Annotated in this window: 19 protein-coding genes; 14 read left to right on the forward strand and 5 right to left on the reverse strand. The window is 63.5% G+C overall.

Annotated elements, in window-relative coordinates; genetic code table 11:
• Positions 1-61: 61 nt before the first annotated feature.
• Positions 62-1654, reverse strand: a complete 1593-nt coding sequence (locus tag NH8B_RS16620) for an ABC transporter substrate-binding protein (protein ID WP_014088286.1) — start codon at positions 1652-1654, stop codon at positions 62-64.
• 306 nt (positions 1655-1960) lie between these two features.
• Here NH8B_RS16620 and NH8B_RS16625 point away from each other — a divergent pair, with 306 nt between their 5' ends.
• Positions 1961-2878, forward strand: a complete 918-nt coding sequence (locus NH8B_RS16625) for a LysR substrate-binding domain-containing protein (protein WP_014088287.1) — start codon at positions 1961-1963, stop codon at positions 2876-2878.
• Positions 2879-2926: 48 nt separating this feature from the next.
• Here NH8B_RS16625 and NH8B_RS16630 read toward each other — a convergent pair whose 3' ends face one another.
• Positions 2927-4048 carry a beta-ketoacyl-ACP synthase III gene (locus tag NH8B_RS16630; RefSeq protein ID WP_014088288.1) on the reverse strand — a complete coding sequence of 374 codons (1122 nt, stop codon included), beginning with the start codon at positions 4046-4048 and terminating at the stop codon, positions 2927-2929.
• A 267-nt stretch (positions 4049-4315) separates the two neighbouring features.
• Between NH8B_RS16630 and iscR the strand changes: the two genes are divergently transcribed.
• The 11 genes from iscR to NH8B_RS16685 all read left to right on the forward strand — a co-directional run bounded on the left by iscR (position 4316) and on the right by NH8B_RS16685 (position 11999).
• The gene (gene iscR / locus NH8B_RS16635) at positions 4316-4798 is read left to right on the forward strand and encodes a Fe-S cluster assembly transcriptional regulator IscR (RefSeq protein ID WP_008952568.1); all 483 of its coding nucleotides are present in this window, start codon (positions 4316-4318) and stop codon (positions 4796-4798) included.
• 29 nt (positions 4799-4827) lie between these two features.
• Positions 4828-6045, forward strand: coding sequence for an IscS subfamily cysteine desulfurase (locus NH8B_RS16640; protein ID WP_008952567.1), 1218 nt, complete (start codon positions 4828-4830; stop codon positions 6043-6045).
• Between the two features lie 51 nt (positions 6046-6096).
• Positions 6097-6480, forward strand: a complete 384-nt coding sequence (gene iscU, locus NH8B_RS16645; protein WP_008952566.1) for a Fe-S cluster assembly scaffold IscU — start codon at positions 6097-6099, stop codon at positions 6478-6480.
• Between the two features lie 48 nt (positions 6481-6528).
• Positions 6529-6852, forward strand: coding sequence for an iron-sulfur cluster assembly protein IscA (gene iscA / locus NH8B_RS16650; RefSeq protein WP_008952565.1), 324 nt, complete (start codon positions 6529-6531; stop codon positions 6850-6852).
• A gap of 81 nt (positions 6853-6933) precedes the next feature.
• Complete coding sequence (gene hscB / locus NH8B_RS16655; protein ID WP_041703082.1) at positions 6934-7467, forward strand: Fe-S protein assembly co-chaperone HscB; 534 nt, start codon at positions 6934-6936, stop codon at positions 7465-7467.
• A gap of 45 nt (positions 7468-7512) precedes the next feature.
• Positions 7513-9372, forward strand: a complete 1860-nt coding sequence (hscA, locus tag NH8B_RS16660; protein WP_014088290.1) for a Fe-S protein assembly chaperone HscA — start codon at positions 7513-7515, stop codon at positions 9370-9372.
• A gap of 9 nt (positions 9373-9381) precedes the next feature.
• Positions 9382-9723: an ISC system 2Fe-2S type ferredoxin gene (gene fdx, locus NH8B_RS16665; protein WP_008952562.1), complete on the forward strand. Its 342-nt coding sequence runs from the start codon at positions 9382-9384 to the stop codon at positions 9721-9723.
• Positions 9724-9823: 100 nt separating this feature from the next.
• The gene (gene iscX, locus NH8B_RS16670) at positions 9824-10018 is read left to right on the forward strand and encodes a Fe-S cluster assembly protein IscX (protein ID WP_008952561.1); all 195 of its coding nucleotides are present in this window, start codon (positions 9824-9826) and stop codon (positions 10016-10018) included.
• Between the two features lie 200 nt (positions 10019-10218).
• Positions 10219-10872: a glutathione S-transferase family protein gene (locus tag NH8B_RS16675; protein WP_014088291.1), complete on the forward strand. Its 654-nt coding sequence runs from the start codon at positions 10219-10221 to the stop codon at positions 10870-10872.
• A gap of 73 nt (positions 10873-10945) precedes the next feature.
• A complete protein-coding gene (gene udk / locus NH8B_RS16680; protein ID WP_014088292.1) occupies positions 10946-11560 on the forward strand; it encodes a uridine kinase in 615 nt (204 codons plus the stop codon).
• Positions 11561-11591: 31 nt separating this feature from the next.
• Positions 11592-11999, forward strand: a complete 408-nt coding sequence (locus NH8B_RS16685) for a DUF2799 domain-containing protein (protein ID WP_014088293.1) — start codon at positions 11592-11594, stop codon at positions 11997-11999.
• 48 nt (positions 12000-12047) lie between these two features.
• On the opposite strand, the gene NH8B_RS16690 is transcribed toward NH8B_RS16685, so the two are convergent.
• Positions 12048-12503, reverse strand: a complete 456-nt coding sequence (locus NH8B_RS16690) for an Lrp/AsnC family transcriptional regulator (RefSeq protein ID WP_014088294.1) — start codon at positions 12501-12503, stop codon at positions 12048-12050.
• Between the two features lie 134 nt (positions 12504-12637).
• On the opposite strand from NH8B_RS16690, the gene NH8B_RS16695 reads away from it, so the two are divergent.
• Positions 12638-13273 (forward strand): LysE family translocator, encoded by a 636-nt coding sequence (locus NH8B_RS16695; RefSeq protein WP_008952556.1) that lies wholly within the window; start codon positions 12638-12640, stop codon positions 13271-13273.
• 269 nt (positions 13274-13542) lie between these two features.
• A complete protein-coding gene (locus NH8B_RS16700) occupies positions 13543-14253 on the forward strand; it encodes an alanyl-tRNA editing protein (protein WP_014088295.1) in 711 nt (236 codons plus the stop codon).
• A gap of 67 nt (positions 14254-14320) precedes the next feature.
• On the opposite strand, the gene NH8B_RS16705 is transcribed toward NH8B_RS16700, so the two are convergent.
• Positions 14321-14908, reverse strand: a complete 588-nt coding sequence (locus NH8B_RS16705) for an RBBP9/YdeN family alpha/beta hydrolase (RefSeq protein ID WP_014088296.1) — start codon at positions 14906-14908, stop codon at positions 14321-14323.
• Positions 14909-15019: 111 nt separating this feature from the next.
• Complete coding sequence (locus NH8B_RS16710) at positions 15020-16798, reverse strand: tetratricopeptide repeat protein (RefSeq protein WP_014088297.1); 1779 nt, start codon at positions 16796-16798, stop codon at positions 15020-15022.
• Between the last annotated feature and the right edge of the window lie 51 nt (positions 16799-16849).

A 16849-nucleotide genomic window follows, 5' to 3' on the forward strand; every position in this document is an offset into this window, starting at 1 on the left:
TGTAATGGATCGGGGGCCGCAGCCCCCGAAAATCAGCCATCAGACAGGCGCAGTGCCGTCCTTACTTGACGCTGACGCCGTAGAAGGAATTCAGGCCGAACGGGCTGACCTTGAAGCCTTCCACTTCCTTGCGCATCGGCTGGTTCACCGTGGAGTGCGCGATGGTGGTGAGCGGCACCTGCTGCTTCACGATTTCCTGCGCCTTCATGTAGAGCTTGGTGCGCTCGCCGACGTTGGCGGTGGTCTTGCCCTTCTGGATCAGGTCTTCGAACGGCTTGTAGCACCACTTGGAGAAGTTGTTGCCGTTCATCGCTTCACAGCCGAACAGCACGCCCAGCCAGTTGTCCGGATCGCCGTTGTCGCCGGTCCAGCCGATCAGCATGGAATCGTGCTCGCCGGCCTTGGCGCGCTTGAGGTACTCGCCCCACTCGTAGGACTGGATCTTGGCCTTGACGCCGATCTTGGCCCAGTCGGACTGGATCATTTCGGCCATCACCTTGGCGTTCGGGTTATACGGGCGCTGCACCGGCATGGCCCACAGGCTGAGTTCGAAGCCGTTCGGGAAGCCGGCCTTCTTCAGCAGCTCCTTGGCCTTTTCCGGGCTGTACGGGGCGTCCTTCAGCGACTTGTTGTACGACCACTGGGTCGGCGGCATCGGGTTGGTGGCCGATTGGCCGGCGCCCTGGTACACGGCGTCGATGATGGCTTTCTTGTTGATCGCCATGTCCAGCGCCTGGCGCACTTCGAGCTTCTCCAGCGGCTTGTGCTTGACGTTGTAGGCGACGTAGCCGAGGTTGAAGCCGGACTGCGACATCACCTTGAGTTTCGGGTCGGCCTTCATCGCCGGCACGTCGGCCGGGCGCGGGAAGGTGGTGACCTGGCATTCGCCGGCTTTCAGCTTCTGGAAGCGCACCGACGGATCGGTGGTGATGGCGAACACCAGGTTGTCGAGCTTCACCTCACCCTTGTTCCAGTATTCCTTGTTGCCGACGAAGCGGATCTGGGCGTCTTTCTGGTAGCGCTTGAAGATGAACGGGCCGGTGCCGACCGGCTGCTGGTTGATCAGCTGCGGCTTGCCTTCCTTCAACAGCTTGTCGGCGTATTCGGCCGACTGGATCGAGGCGAAGCTCATCGCCAGATCCTGCACGAAGGCGGCGTCGATCTTCTTCAGGGTGAACTTGACGGTGTACGGATCGACCTTCTCGACGTGGGCGATGTTCGCATCCATGCCCATGTCGGTGAAGTACGGGAATTCGGTCGGGTAGGCCTTGCGGAACGGGTGGTTCTTATCGAGCATGCGCTGGAAGGTGAACAGCACGTCGTCGGCGTTGAATTCGCGGCTCGGCTTGAAGTAGTCGGTGGTGTGGAACTTGACGCCCTTGCGCAGATGGAAGGTGTAGTTCAGGCCATCCGACGAGACCTCCCACTTTTCGGCCAGGCCGGGAATCACCTTGGTACCGCCGCGTTCGAATTGCACCAGGCGGTTGAACACGGTTTCTGCCGAGGCGTCGAAATCGGTGCCGGTGGTGTACTGGCCCGGATCGAAGCCGGCCGGGCTCCCCTCGGAACAGTAGATCAAGGTACCGGCGGCCTGCGCCATGGACGCGCCGGCGAGCAGGCCAGCGGTGAGCAGCAAATGCTTGGCAATTTTCATAGTTTCCCTATTCCCTGCTTGTATTTAAGGTTTCAGCTTTTACAGTCCGCCAGCGCCCGGATAGGGTGCAGGCGGTATCGTCACTACAATCACGCCCTGCCCTTTCTCCCCCCTGATGTCGCCCGGAACGGGTCCGAAGGGAGATCGTGCGGCCAACGCTCGGCGGTTATCAGGCTCCGAGACGACTTCTGCTGGTGCGCGCCGAGTATTCCACACTTCAACTATCACATCCATTCGCAAACAATGATAGCCAATGTGGTTTTGTTATAATGTCGTCTGTGCCAGCCATTCAAGAAAGCGTTCCCCATGATCCGTTTCCGCCAAGTCGAGGCCTTCCGCTGTCTGATGGTGACCGGCACCAGTGTCGGTGCCGCGCGTCGCATGCACATCACCCAGCCGGCGATCAGCCGGCTGATCGCCGATCTCGAGGCGGACCTGGGCTTTCGCCTGTTCAACCGCACCAAGGGGCGGCTCGAGCCGACCATGGCGGCGGTGCGCTTCTACCGCGCCGTGGAAGAAAACTTCCTCGGCCTGGAGCGACTCCGGCAGGCGGCCGATACCATTCGGCAGGAGGCTTCCGAAGGCCTGACCATAGCGTGTCTGCCGGTACTGTCCACCGCCCTGCTGCCGCCGATCCTGCGCGAATTCTTCAAGAGGAAACCGGGCATGCCGGTGAAGGTCGACTCAGCCAACAGCCCGGAAATCCTGGTGCGGCTGCAGGATCTCAAGGTCGACATTGCAGTGTGCCAAGCCTTTCCCCCCATTGCCGGCATCGAGATGGAGCCGCTGCTGGAGGGCAACGTGCTGTGCGCCATGCCGGCCACGCACCCGCTGGCCAGGAAGGAGGTGATCGTGCCGGAGGACCTGCACGAGCAGGATGTCATCGGCTGGCTGCCGGACGGCCTACTGTCGCGCGGCATGGAGGAGGCCTATCTGCCCGACCCGGCCATCCGCCCGCGCTACACCATCCGCACCTATACCTCGCACACCCGCTATGCCATGGTGGCCAACGGCTTCGGCGTCTCCATCGTCGAACCCTTCGCCGCCCCGCTGTGGGAACCGCACGGCGTGGTGGTACGGCCGTTCCAGACCGAGATTCGCCACCAGTACGTGCTGGCCTACCCGAGCACCGGCATCCGCTCCGACATCGCCCACGATTTCCGCGAGGCCGCGCTGGCCGTGGCACGCGAACACGACTTCGGCCACGTCACACGCAAGGATTAGGCACAGCCCACCTGAGGCCTGGCGGCGGGTGGCCTGAGCCGGCATGGCTCAGGCTTGCTTCAGTACCACGCTGCCGACCGAGTAACCCGCCCCGAACGAGCAGATCACGCCCATATCATTAGTTCGTAGCCGATCTTTATGCAAATGGAAAGCGATGATCGAGCCAGCCGAGCTGGTATTGCCGTAGCGGTCCAGGATCACCGGCGCCTCGTCGGGACCGGCCTCGCGGCCGAGCACGCGCCGCGCGATCAGCTGGTTCATCGCCAGATTGGCCTGGTGCAGCCAGAAGCAGCGCACGTCGTCGGGCCGGATCGCCAGTTGTTCCAGATGAGCCACGATGTGCTCACCGACCATCGGACAGACTTCCTTGAATACCTTGCGCCCCTGCTGCACGAACAGTTTGTCCGGCCGGCCGATGCCGCTTTCGTCGCAACGGTTGAGAAAGCCGAAGTTGTTGCGGATGTTGTTGGAAAAGGCGGTGGCGAGGCGCGTCCCCAGTACTTCGTAGACGTTGGCCGAAGCCGCCAGGTCGGCACGCTCCAGCAGCACCGCGGTGCAGGCATCGCCGAAGATGAAATGGCTGTCGCGGTCGCGGAAGTTGAGGTGGGCCGAGCAGATTTCCGGGTTCACCATCAGCACCGCGCGCGCCTGCCCGCACTGGATGGCATTGACCGCGCTGTGGATGCCGAACGTCGCCGAGGAGCAGGCCACGTTCATGTCGAAGGCGTAGCCCTGGATGCCGAGCGCCCGCTGCACCTCGATCGCCAGCGCCGGGTAGGGCCGCGGCAGGTTGGAGCAGGCAGCGATCACCAGGTCCACGTCTTCGGCCAACCTTCCGGCCTGGGCCAGCGCCTCGCGCGCGGCGACGAGCGCCATCTCGGCCTGCAGCGACAGGGTCTCGTTGTCCCGCTCGGGCAGGTGCGGCGCCATGCGCGCCGGGTCGAGCACGCCCGCCGCGTCCATCAGGAAGCGCTGGCGGATGCCCGAGGCCTTCTCGATGAACTCGGCGCTCGACGCCGCCAGCGGTTCGACCTCGCAGGCGGCAATGGCCTCGGCCTGCTCGGCGTTGAAATGGGCGGCGTACTGGTTGAAGGCCGCGACCAGCTGTTCGTTACCGACCGCATTGGGCGGGGTAAACAGGCCCGTGCCGCTGATGACCACCTTGTGCATTGCTCACTCCCAGCCGGCGGCAGTGGCCGGCGCATCAAAATCAAACAAATGTTCGACTGATGATACACCAAGCAACCACGGATCATTAAGAAACACATGCCAGCCTCACTAAAACCAAGTAAAATAGTCAAGTTATAGCCGGTGTCGACGAAACGGCTTCTGCCCGTGCCTCAATGCAGATGAGCAAACTTGGCCGACCAGTAGTTGACTAAATTACTCGGAAATTAGGTATAATCCGGATAACCATTCCCAACGGAAACTGAGATCATGCGTTTGACCACCAAGGGACGCTTCGCCGTCACCGCCATGCTGGATCTGGCCTTGCGCCATGGCAACGGCCCCGTCACGCTGGCGGGGATCAGCGAACGGCAGAGCATCTCGCTTTCCTACCTGGAACAGCTGTTCGGCAAGCTGCGCCGCGCCGAGCTGGTGGAAAGCGTGCGCGGTCCGGGCGGTGGCTACACCCTGGCCAAGAGCGCCGAACAGATTTCGGTGGCGGACATCATCACCGCCGTGGACGAGCCGGTGGACGCCACCCAGTGCGGCGGTCGCGAGAACTGTCACGACAACCATCGCTGCATGACCCACGACTTGTGGACCAACCTCAACGCCACCATTTTCGATTACCTGTCCAAGGTGACGCTGTTCAGCCTGGTGGCCGAGCAGCACGCCAAAGATGTCAATGTCATGCAGGACAAGCGCGAAGCCACGCCACAGCGGGCTCGCGTCACGCCGACCGGCGCCATGTGAACCGGACGCCTTTTGTGGAGATATTAAGAATGAGTCAGCTCAAGCTTCCGATCTACCTCGACTATTCCGCCACCACGCCGGTCGACCCGCGCGTGGCGGAACAGATGGTGGTCTACCTGACCGAGAAATTCGGCAACCCGGCGTCGCGCAGCCACAGCTTCGGCTGGGAAGCGGAAGCCGCGGTGGAACAAGCCCGTGCTGACGTGGCCGCGCTGGTGAACTGCGACCCCAAGGAAATCATCTGGACCTCCGGCGCCACCGAGTCCGACAACCTGGCGATCAAGGGTGCCGCCCAGTTCTACAAGAGCAAGGGCAAGCACATCATCACCGTCAAGACCGAACACAAGGCCGTGCTCGACACCTGTCGCGAACTGGAGCGCCAGGGCTTCGAGGTGACCTACCTCGGCGTCAAGGACAACGGCCTGATCGACCTCGACGACTTCAAGGCGGCGCTGCGCCCGGACACCATTCTGGTATCCGTGATGTACGTCAATAACGAGGTCGGCGTAATCCAGGATATTCCACAGATCGGCGAGATCTGCCGCGAGAAAGGCATCGTGTTCCACGTCGACGCCGCCCAGGCCACCGGCAAGGTCGATATCGACCTGAGCCAGCTCAAGGTCGACCTGATGAGCTTCTCCGCCCACAAGACCTATGGCCCGAAAGGCATCGGCGCGCTGTACGTGCGCCGCAAGCCGCGCGTGCGCCTGGAAGCGCAGATGCACGGCGGTGGCCACGAGCGCGGTTTCCGCTCCGGCACGCTGGCGCCGCACCAGATCGTCGGCATGGGCCAGGCCTTCCGCATCGCCCGTGAAGAGATGGCGACCGAGAACGAGCGCATCCGCATGCTGCGCGACCGCCTGTGGAACGGCATCAAGGATATGGAAGAGGTCTACATCAACGGCGACATCGACGCCCGCGTGCCACACAACCTCAACGTCAGCTTCAACTTCGTCGAAGGCGAATCGCTGATCATGGCGGTGAGGGACCTGGCGGTATCGTCCGGCTCGGCCTGCACCTCGGCCAGCCTGGAGCCGTCCTACGTGCTGCGCGCACTGGGCCGCAACGACGAACTGGCGCACAGCTCGATCCGCTTCACCATCGGCCGCTTCACCACCGAGGAAGAGATCGACTACACCATCAAGCTGATGCGCGAGAAGATCGGCAAGCTGCGCGAACTGTCCCCGCTGTGGGAAATGTTCAAGGACGGCGTCGACCTCAACAGCATCGAGTGGGCCGCCCACTAATCAGATTACCGGCGGGAGGCAGTCCCTCCCGCCCGCAAGGAGAACTACACCATGGCATACAGTGAACAGGTCCTGGACCATTACGAGAACCCGCGCAACGTCGGCTCCTTCGACAAGGGCGACGACAGCGTCGGCACCGGCATGGTCGGCGCCCCGGCCTGTGGCGACGTAATGAAGCTGCAGATCAAGGTCAACGAGAACGGCGTGATCGAAGACGCCAAGTTCAAGACCTACGGCTGCGGCTCGGCGATCGCCTCGTCCTCGCTGGTGACCGAGTGGGTCAAGGGCAAGACGCTGGACGAAGCCATGTCGATCAAGAACACCGAGATCGCCGAAGAGCTGGCGCTGCCCCCGGTGAAGATCCACTGCTCCATCCTGGCCGAAGACGCCATCAAGGCAGCAGTGAGCGACTACAAACAGAAACACGGCAAGTAAGCGGATGGCAGGCTCCGCCTGCCCTCTGCCCCATCGGCAGGAACGACTATGGCAATCACTCTTTCCGAACGTGCGGCCGACCATGTCCGCAACTTCATCGCCAAGCGCGGCAAGGGCCTGGGCATCCGCCTCGGCGTGAAAACCTCGGGCTGCTCGGGCATGGCCTACAAGCTGGAGTTCGTCGACGTCGCCAGCGACGAGGACGTGACCTTCCAGAGCCACGGCGTGACGGTGTTCACCGACGCCAAGAGCCTGGCCTACCTCGACGGCACCGAACTCGACTACGCCAAGGAGGGCCTCAACGAGGGCTTCCAGTTCAACAACCCGAACGTCAAGAACGAGTGCGGTTGCGGCGAGAGCTTCAACGTCTGAGTCACCTTGAGAGCCATGCTGCCGGAACCGACCTTCGTGGTCGGTTTTGTCTGAAAAGCAGGGCGCTGTTTGCGAGATGCCATGAACTTCGACTTCAAGCAGGACCATTTCAGCCTGTTCGGGCTGCCGCGCCGCTTCGCGCTGGACGCGGGCCAGCTCGATAGCGCCTGGCGCACCGTGGCGGCGCAGGTCCATCCGGACCGTTACGCCAGCGCCAGCGACGCCGAGAAGCGCGCCGCCCTGATGATGGCGACTCACGCCAACGAAGCCTACCGCACCCTGAAATCGCCGCTGGCGCGCGCCCGCTACCTGCTGCAACTGGCCGGTGTCGACACCCAGGAAGACACCAATACCAGCATGCCGGCCGATTTCCTGATGGCGCAGATGGAATGGCGCGAGGCGATCGGCGAGGCCAAGGACGAGCACGACGTGGCGGCGCTGGAGAAGCTGGCGCGGGACCTGCAACGCGACGCCGCCGCCCTGCAGCAGCAGCTCGGCGTGGCGCTGGACGACACCGGCGATCTGGACGCCGCCGCCGTCCTGGTTAGAAAATTGCGCTTTCTGGAAAAACTCGAACAGGAAATCGGCGACGCCATCGAAACCCTGCTGTTCTGACCCCACAGGTTGGCCGAAGCCGCCTCTACAACACGATTGACCACCATGGCCCTCTTGCAAATTGCCGAACCCGGCCTCTCCGCCGCACCCCATCAACACCGCCTCGCCGTCGGCATCGACCTCGGCACCACCAACTCGCTGGTGGCCACCGTGCGCAGCGGCGCGGCCGGCGTGCTGCCGGATGAGCACGGCCGCAGCCTGCTGCCCTCGGTGGTGCGCTATCTCGACGGCGGCGACGTGGCGGTGGGCTTTGCCGCGCAGGCCGAGCAGAGCCGCGACCCGCACAACACCGTCGTGTCGGTGAAACGCTTCATGGGACGCGGCCTGGCCGACATCAGCGAAGCCGCCGCCCAGCCCTACCGCTTCGTCGACGCGCCCGGCATGGTGCAGCTGATCACCCGCGCCGGCCCGAAGAGCCCGGTGGAGATCTCCGCCGACATCCTGCGCGCGCTCAAGCAACGCGCCGAAGATTCGCTCGGCGGCGAGCTGGTGGGCGCGGTGATCACCGTGCCGGCCTACTTCGACGACGCCCAGCGCCAGGCCACCAAGGACGCCGCCCGCCTGGCCGGACTCAACGTGCTGCGCCTGTTGAACGAACCGACTGCCGCCGCCATCGCCTACGGTCTCGACAACAGCTCCGAGGGCGTCTACGTGGTGTACGACCTCGGCGGCGGCACCTTCGACGTCTCCATCCTCAAGCTGACCCAGGGCGTGTTCGAGGTGCTCTCCACCAGTGGCGACTCGGCCCTCGGTGGCGACGACTTCGACCATCGCGTGTACTGCTGGACGCTGGCGCAGGCCGGCCTGTCCGGCCTCAATGCGCACGACTCGCGCCTGTTGCTGACCTGCGCGCGCGAAGCCAAGGAAGCGCTCACCGAGCACGCCAGCACCCGGCTGACCGCGCTGTTGTCCGACGGCCAGGCCATCGACCTGACGCTCGACCAGGACACCTTCCGCGACATCACCAAGACCCTGGTCGACAAGACCCTGCTGCCGGTGCGCAAGGCGCTGCGCGACGCCCGCATCGGCGTCGACGACGTCAAGGGCGTGGTGATGGTGGGCGGCGCCACGCGCATGCCGCACATCCAGAAGGCGGTGGGCGACCTGTTCGGCCAGACCCCGCTCACCAACCTCGACCCGGACAAGGTGGTGGTGCTGGGCGCCGCGATGCAGGCCAACGTGCTGGCCGGCAACAAGCAGGACGACGACTGGCTGCTGCTCGACGTGATCCCGCTGTCGCTCGGCATCGAGACCATGGGCGGACTCACAGAGAAGATCATCCCGCGCAACAGCACGCTGCCGATCGCGCGCGCCCAGGAATTCACCACCTTCAAGGACGGCCAGACCGCGATGTCGATCCACGTGCTGCAGGGCGAGCGCGAACTGGTGAGCGACTGCCGTTCGCTGGCGCAGTTCGTGCTGCGCGGCATTCCGCCGATGGTGGCGGGGGCGGCGCGCATCCGCATCACCTTCCAGGTGGACGCCGACGGCCTGTTGGCGGTGTCGGCACGCGAACTGACCTCGGGGGTGGAAGCCCACATCGAGGTCAAGCCGTCCTACGGCCTGTCCGACGAGGACATCACGCGCATGCTGACCGACTCGCTGGCGCACGTGCAGGACGACATCGAGGCGCGCAAGCTCCGTGAGGCCATCGTCGACGCCGAAAGCCTGGCCGACGCCACCCGCGCCGCCATCGCCGCCGACGGCGACCTGCTCAGCACCGACGAGCTGGCCGGCATCGAAGCCGGCCTCGGCGCGGTGGCCGACGCCATCGCCGGCAACCGCACCGTGGCGATCAACGAAGCCGCCCACCAGCTCAACCGTCTCACCGAAACCTTTGCCGCCCGCCGCATGGACCGCAACGTGCAGCGCGCGCTCAAGGGTCACAACATCGCCGAATTGTAAGGATCACCCATGCCAAGAATCATCGTGCTGCCCCACGTCGATCTGTGCCCGGAAGGCGCCGTGATCGAGGATGCCGAGAGCGGCAAGAGCATCTGCGACGTGCTGCTCGAAAACCACATCGAAATCGAGCACGCCTGCGAAATGTCCTGTGCCTGCACCACCTGCCACGTGGTGGTGCGCGAGGGCATGGGCTCGCTGAACGAGGCCGACGAGCTGGAAGAAGACATGCTGGACAAGGCGTGGGGGCTGGAAGCCAACTCGCGCCTGTCGTGCCAGGCCATCGTCAGCGACGAGGACCTGGTGGTGGAGATTCCGCGCTATACCATCAACCTCGCCCGCGAGAACCACTGAACGCTTGTGAATAAATCTCTGCGCGTCCCTGATCGGGGCTCATGCCCACTGAGGGCCGCGCGCGACGATTTCTTTTACAAGCGCTGAGGAGAGCCGAACCATGAAATGGACCGACATCCACGACATCGCCATCGAACTGGCCGACGCCCACCCGGAAGTCGACCCGACCGCGATCCGTTTCACCGACCTGCACAACTGGGTGGTGGAGCTGCCTGAATTCGACGACGACCACCAGCGCGGCGGCGAGAAGGTGCTGGAAGCAATCCAGCAGGCCTGGATCGACGAAGTGGCTTGATGGCTGGTGAATTCGTCCGCGGCACATTCCGATCCCGCTCCGGTGATGCTCGCCGTACCACACGTGCGGCGGCGTCTTGGCGCGGCGAGGACCGCCGGGAGTCTCTGTGGGACGATTTCTTTCACCAGTCCTGAACGCCCTCCAAACGCCCTGCCTTGCCGCGGGGCGTTTTTGTTTCCACAATGAGGAGTGCTCCCGTCATGAAAGAGAACCCCATGTTCACCCTGGTCATCGGCAACAAGAATTCCTCGTCCTGGTCGCTGCGCCCCTGGCTGGTGCTGAAGATGCTGGACGAGCCGTTCAACGAACAGCTGATTCCCTTGTTTCAGCCCGATACCAAGAGCCGCATCCTGGCCGCCAACCCCGCCGGCAAGGTGCCGGTGCTGCTGGACGGCCAGCTGCGGGTGTGGGATTCGCTGGCGATCTGCGAATATCTGGCCGAATGCTTTCCGGCGGCCCGGCTGTGGCCGGAGGACCTGGCCGAACGCTCCCTGGCCCGCTCGGTCGCGGCCGAGATGCACTCCGGCTTCGCCGCGCTGCGCCAGCACCTGCCGATGGACATCGTCTCGCGCCACAGCGGTTTCGCCGTGCCCGAGGCGGCGGCGGCCGACATCCGCCGTATCGTCGAGCTGTGGGAGGAGCTGCTGCACGGCCATCAGGACAACGGGCCATTCCTGTTCGGCCATTTCACCATCGCCGACGCCATGTACGCCCCGGTGGTGGCGCGCTTCGTCAGCTACGACGTGGCGTTGCCGGCGCGCTCCCAAGCCTACGCCGACCACATCTTGGAGCTGCCGGCGATGCAGCAGTGGTACGATGAGGCCGAAGCGGAAATCGCCGCCGGCGGCGACTGACAGACCCGGACCAGACAAGACGCGCCATCCTTGCTTTAGAATGGCGCGTCTTTTCGTTTCGGGAATGCCCGTCATGACCTCCCCCTTCATCATCGGCATCGCCGGCGGCAGTGGCAGCGGCAAGAGCACCGTCACCGCCCTGCTGGCCGAGGCCATAGGCCGCGAGCGCGTGGCGTTGCTGGTGCAGGACAACTACTACCGCGACCAGCCGCACCGCTCGGCAGAGCAGCGCAGCCAGACCAACTACGACCACCCCGACGCCTTCGACTGGGCGCTGCTGCGCGAGCATCTCGCCGCGCTGGGTGAGGGGCAGCCGATCGCCATGCCCCACTACGACTTCGCCACCCATCGCCGCGCGGGCCAGAGCCAGACCGTCGTCGCCGCACCGGTGATCGTGCTGGAGGGCATCCTGGCGCTGCACGATGCCGCGCTGCGCGAGCGGATGGCGCTGAAGCTCTTCGTCGATACCGATGGCGACGTGCGTTTCATCCGCCGCCTGGAACGCGATATCGCCGAACGCGGTCGAACCGTGCAGCAGGTTGTCGCGCAGTACCTGGCCACGGTGCGGCCGATGCACCACCAGTTCGTCGAGCCGACCCGGCGCTTTGCCGACGTGATTCTGCCGCACGGCGCCAACGACCCGGCGCTGGAACTGATCGCCGCGCGCGTGACGGGCCTGCTGCGTTGAGGTCGGTTGCACCGGCAAACAGGAGAACTGCATGTCCCGAGCCATATTGATCGCGCTGACGGTCCTGCTCGCCGGTTGCGCCACGCTCAACGAGCAGGAATGCCGCAGCAAACCCGCCTCCGAGCTGGGACGGGAAGACGGCCGCCAGGGCTACGGACTGTGGCGGCTGGACAAGCACGTCGAGGCCTGCGCCCGCTTCGGCCTCGGCATCGACCGCCAGGCCTACCTGGCGGCCCGCGAGCAAGGCTTGCGCGAGTACTGCACGCCGGACAACGGCGAGCGCGTCGGCCGCCGCGGCGAGCGCTACGAGAATGTCTGCCCGGCGGAGCTGGAAGCCGCCTTCCTCAAGCGCTACTACCCGGCCTACCTGGAGTACCGCCTGGATTACCGCGACGATTTCTGGCCGGGCTTCCCCTGGCACCGCCATCCGCGCTGGTGAGACCCGCGTATCGGCCTGGCGCCATGCCCGTGACGCGCCGCCCCCGGCTCACGTGCCATCCGGTGTGCAGGGCTGGATCGCGCGCGGCGGGATCGGCACCGACAACACGATCGAGGTGCGCGTCTCGCCGAAGTGGTTGATGCGGCCGATGAAGGCCTCGAGATGGCTGGTGTCACGCGTCACCACCTTGATGATGTAGGAGTCGCTGCCGGTGACGTGGCAGCATTCCAGCACCTCCGGCGCGGCGCGCAGTGTGTCGAGCAGGCGGTTCTTGTAGGGTTGGGCACAGTTGATACCGATCAGCGCGGAGAGTCCGTAACCGACCTGCTGCGGCGCCACGTCGGCGTGGTAGCCGGTGATCACGCCGGCCTCTTCCAGGCGCTTGACGCGTTCGGTGACCGCCGGCACCGACAGAGCGACGCGGCGCGCCAGCTCGGTCAGGGTGAGTCGGGCATCCTGCTGCAGGGCCTCGAGAATGGCCCAGTTTTTCCGGTCCAGTTCCATGACGATTTTCTCCCCCTTTTCATTTTAGCCTTATATTTTCAGGCAGCCATTGCTAACTTCCTGTGTTTCGCCATGTTAGCGCGGCACTGCCGCGGGCACACTGAGGCGTAGTGAAAACCCGGGAGGAGAGCAGCATGGAGAGCAGTTTGGGCTTGGCCGCCAAGGCGGTGCTGATGGGGCTGGCGATTGCCGCCCCGGTGGGGCCGATCGGCCTGCTGTGCATCCAGCGCACCTTGCAGCACGGCCGGCTGGCGGGCTTCGTCAGCGGGCTGGGGGCGGCCTGCGCCGATGGGCTGTACGGCGCGCTGGGTGCCTTCGGCCTCGCCGTGCTGTCGGCTTATCTGAACGGTCTGCAGCAGTGGCTGAGCCTGCCCGGCGCGGTGTTCTTGGGCTGGCTCGGCTGGCGCACCTTGCAAAGCGGAGCGGCCACCACCAGCGCCGCCGCGCTGCCGGGAGGGCGGCTGCCACGGCTGTTCCTCTCCACCTTCGCGCTGACGCTAGCCAACCCGATGACCATCGTCGCCTTCAGCGGGGTGTTCGCGGCGTTGGCGGCAAGCCGCAGCGCGCTGTCGGCGACGGACGCCTGGAGCATGATCGCCGGAGTCTTTACCGGCTCGGCACTGTGGTGGGGGCTGCTTGCCATGGTTACGGGTCGGCTCGGAGAGCGGCTCGGCACGCCGCAGCGGCGCTTGATCAGCCGGCTGGCCGGGGTCTTGCTGCTCGGCATGGCGGCGTGGCAGCTGCTGCGCTGGCTGGGCGGGTTGCGCTGAACTGTATGGCCGAAAACGGCGGCGAGTGTGTCTTGCCAATGTGCTGCGCCGTCCCCACTCTTCTTGAGAACCTGTTTACGATCTGCTGCGCGTCGGCGATACCGCGTTAAACACGTCTTCGGAATGCTCATTTACCCCTTGTAAACTCCGCTTCCTCAGCCGTTTTTGCCTTGTCTCGCTCTAGCTCGCGAGATCATAAACAGGTTCTGAGAACGGGTTCCCTGGAGTTTGGCTGCCGGGAACATCCTCACAGGACAACAGGAGAGATCATGCAGGAAGCCTTCTACCGCGACCCTTACCAGACCCGGCTGGAGACCCGGGTACGCCGCCACGACGAACAGGGCGTGGTGCTGGAAGAGACACTGTGCTACCCGCTGGGCGGCGGCCAGCCGGGCGACTGCGCCACGCTGAGCACGACGGACGGAATGGTGCTGACGGTGCAGGACACGCGCCGCGACAAGGCCACGCGCGACATCGTGCACTTAGTGGCGGCCGATGCCCCAAGGTTGGCCGAAGGCACCCCGGTGACGCTGGAGCTGGACTGGGCACGGCGCCACCGCCACATGCGCGTGCATACCTGCCTGCATCTGCTGTCAGTGGTGATCAAGGCCGGCGTCACCGGCGGCAACCTGACCACCGAGTCGGGCCGGCTCGACTTCGACCTGCCGGAAGGCATGGTGCTGGATCGTGACGAGATCGAACGCGAGCTGAACCGGCTGATCGCCGAGGACCGTGCGGTGAAGGTGGTGATGACCTCGGGCGCGGCGCTCAAGGCGCAGCCGGAGCTGATCAAGACCATGTCGGTCACGCCCCCGCTGGAACTGCCGGAGATCCGCCTGATCGAGGTCGACGGCGTCGACCTGCAGCCCTGCGGCGGCACCCACGTGGCCCGCACCGGCGAGATCGGCCCGGTCGTGATCAAGAAGATCGAGAGCAAGGGGGCACGCAACAAGCGCGTGGTGGTGGCGCTGGCAGAGTGAGCCGCCCAGCCCGCCGCGAGGGCGGCCAGACGGCGCCGTCCGCGCCGTTAGCTGGAGACCTCCCGGCTCAGGCCTCCCGCCGTTGAGCCCCGCCGCCCTGCCCCGCGCTCACGACATCCAGCAAGGCGTCGAGCTCAACTAGCCCCTCCTCCCACTGGTGATGGCCGGACGCCACGTTGATGTGGCCGCCATGGCGCAGCCACACCAGCGGCGCCTGCCACAGGCTGGCGAGGCGTGCCGAGCGCAACGGCAGGCAGAACGGATCGCTGTCGCTGGCGACGATGCGCGCGGCAAACGGCAGCACCGCTTCGGGCAAGGGCGCAAAGGGTAGCAGTGCCGGCGGGGCGCTGGCGCGCTCGACGTCCGCCGGGGCCACCAGCAACGCGCCCGCCAGCTTGTGCGGGTGGCGCCGAGCGTAGTGGGCGACGGTGACGCAGCCCAGGCTGTGCGCAATCACCACCACCGGGCGGCGGCTCGCCTCGACGGCGCGGTCGAGCCCCTCCAGCCAGTCCTCCAGCCGCGGCGTGTTCCACTCCTCATTGTCGACGCGGCGCGCGCCGAGGCTGTGCTGCCAGTGGCTTTGCCAGTGCTCGGGAGCGGAGTTGTTCCAGCCGGGCTGGATGATGAAGTCGAAGTCGGCGTAGTCGTGGCGCATGGCAGGAGTTTCTAAAGGTGCATCGCCCTACTGTACACTCATTAAATATTCTAAAAAATACTAATAGTTCTTATATTTATATCATTTTTGAATTTTGCATTTTCGGCTTGGTTAGGCCGTGACTAACTTGCTTACTTCGTTCGCCACCGTCTGTACAACACTCTCCCAATCCTCCGCTCTAGGCTGGCGGAACAAACGGGCTGAGGGATACCAGGCACTCTCCGATTGCTCCAGACCCCATCTATAATCCGGGGAATAAGGCAACAGCAACCAGACTGGCTTTCCCAGCGCACCAGCCAAGTGAGCAATGGCGGTGTCGACCGAGATAATCAGATCAAGCTGTTCAATGAAGCCGGCAGTATCATTAAAAGTCCCCAACTCTTTAGCATGATCCTGAATTTGTCCTTTCTGACGCAACACTTCACCATCTGCCTCACGGTACTCATTCTGTAGAGAAAAAAACTCGGCATCGATATCCAACAATGGTAATAAGGCCATGAGGGGGATACTGCGATTGTGATCGTTTCGATGCTGAGCAGAGCCTGACCAAACCAGACCGATGCGATATTTGCTTTTATCCCCTAGCTTCTGGTGCCAGTATTGCTTGCTGCTCTTAGACGCCTGCAGGTAAGGAACCGCTGAGGGAACCGTATCTAGGGTGGTTCTAAACATACCTGGCAGCGACATGAAAGAGCACTGCAGGTCGAATTCGGGCAAAGGATTCCCCTTCGCCACAATCCGAGCAGCAGGATCGGCACTGGCCGCGATCTGGACCAATGAAGCGGGCACTTGCACCACGACATCCCCACCGAATTTGGCTAGCAACGGAACATACCTCAACATCTGCAACGTATCGCCCAGCCCCTGCTCATGATGCAACAGTATAGTTTTACCGCTGAGATTCACTTCGCCAAGCCAGAGAGGCTGTGCAAAATCTTGGATGCGGCAAATATTCTCTTTAAATTTCTTATGCCGCTTGCGAGACTCGTAGAGTCTCCAGCCCTCCTCATAATTACCCTGCAGGATAAGCAACAATGCTTTTCCCCATTCGTATAGTGCATCCTCCGGCTTTAATTCGATCGCCCGTTCGTAACAGACGAGGGCCTCATCAATTTTTTTTAACCCCACTAGGGACTTGGCTTTACCGTTAAAGGCACTCGCATAGTTCTTTTCCAGTTTGATGGCCTGGTTATAACTGTGCAGAGCATCTTCATACCGGTTCAGCTCGACAAGAGAATGCCCGCGATTACAGAGCGCCTCTGAATAATTTGGTCGCAATTTCAATGCCTGCTCGTAGCTGACAACGGCCTCTTCGAAACGCCTCAGCCCGTTCAACGCATTTCCTCGGTTCAGGTGGGCCTCCGCCATAGCAGGAGCAAGCTCAATGGCACGGTCAAGCATAGACAGCGCCTCGGCAAAGGCGTCACTGTCAGCCAAAGCTCCCCCCATATTGCAATAGGCATCCGCATAGGTCGGGTTCAGAGTGATCGCGTGGTTAAAATCTTCCACCGCCTCATGGAGACGGCCGAGGCCGAGATAGGCGCTTCCACGATTATTGTACGATTCGGCCGAGCGCGGGTTGATGACAAGTGCCCGGTCATAGCAAGCTACCGCTGCATCATAAAAAGCCATTTTCTTCAACACCACGCCCTTGTTGATGTAGGCATCAATAAAAGACGAATCAACCTCCACCGCTCTATCAAAACACTCCAGAGCCCTTTTATTATCACTCAGCATGGCGCAGGCAATTCCCAGCATGAAATGAGCAGGCGCACTTTGCGGATATGCCCGTACAACCTTGGTCATTAGCGGGCGGGCCGAAGACGCATCCCCTCGGCGCAGGAAATTTACGGCCCTGGTAAACTGCGCCTCGGCGCTTTTTTCATTCACTTCGAATCCCTTTCAACCCCAATTATTCACCAATACCTCATTGCCCGGCAG

The sequence above is a fragment of the Pseudogulbenkiania sp. NH8B genome (assembly GCF_000283535.1).
Classification (GTDB): domain Bacteria; phylum Pseudomonadota; class Gammaproteobacteria; order Burkholderiales; family Chromobacteriaceae; genus Pseudogulbenkiania; species Pseudogulbenkiania ferrooxidans.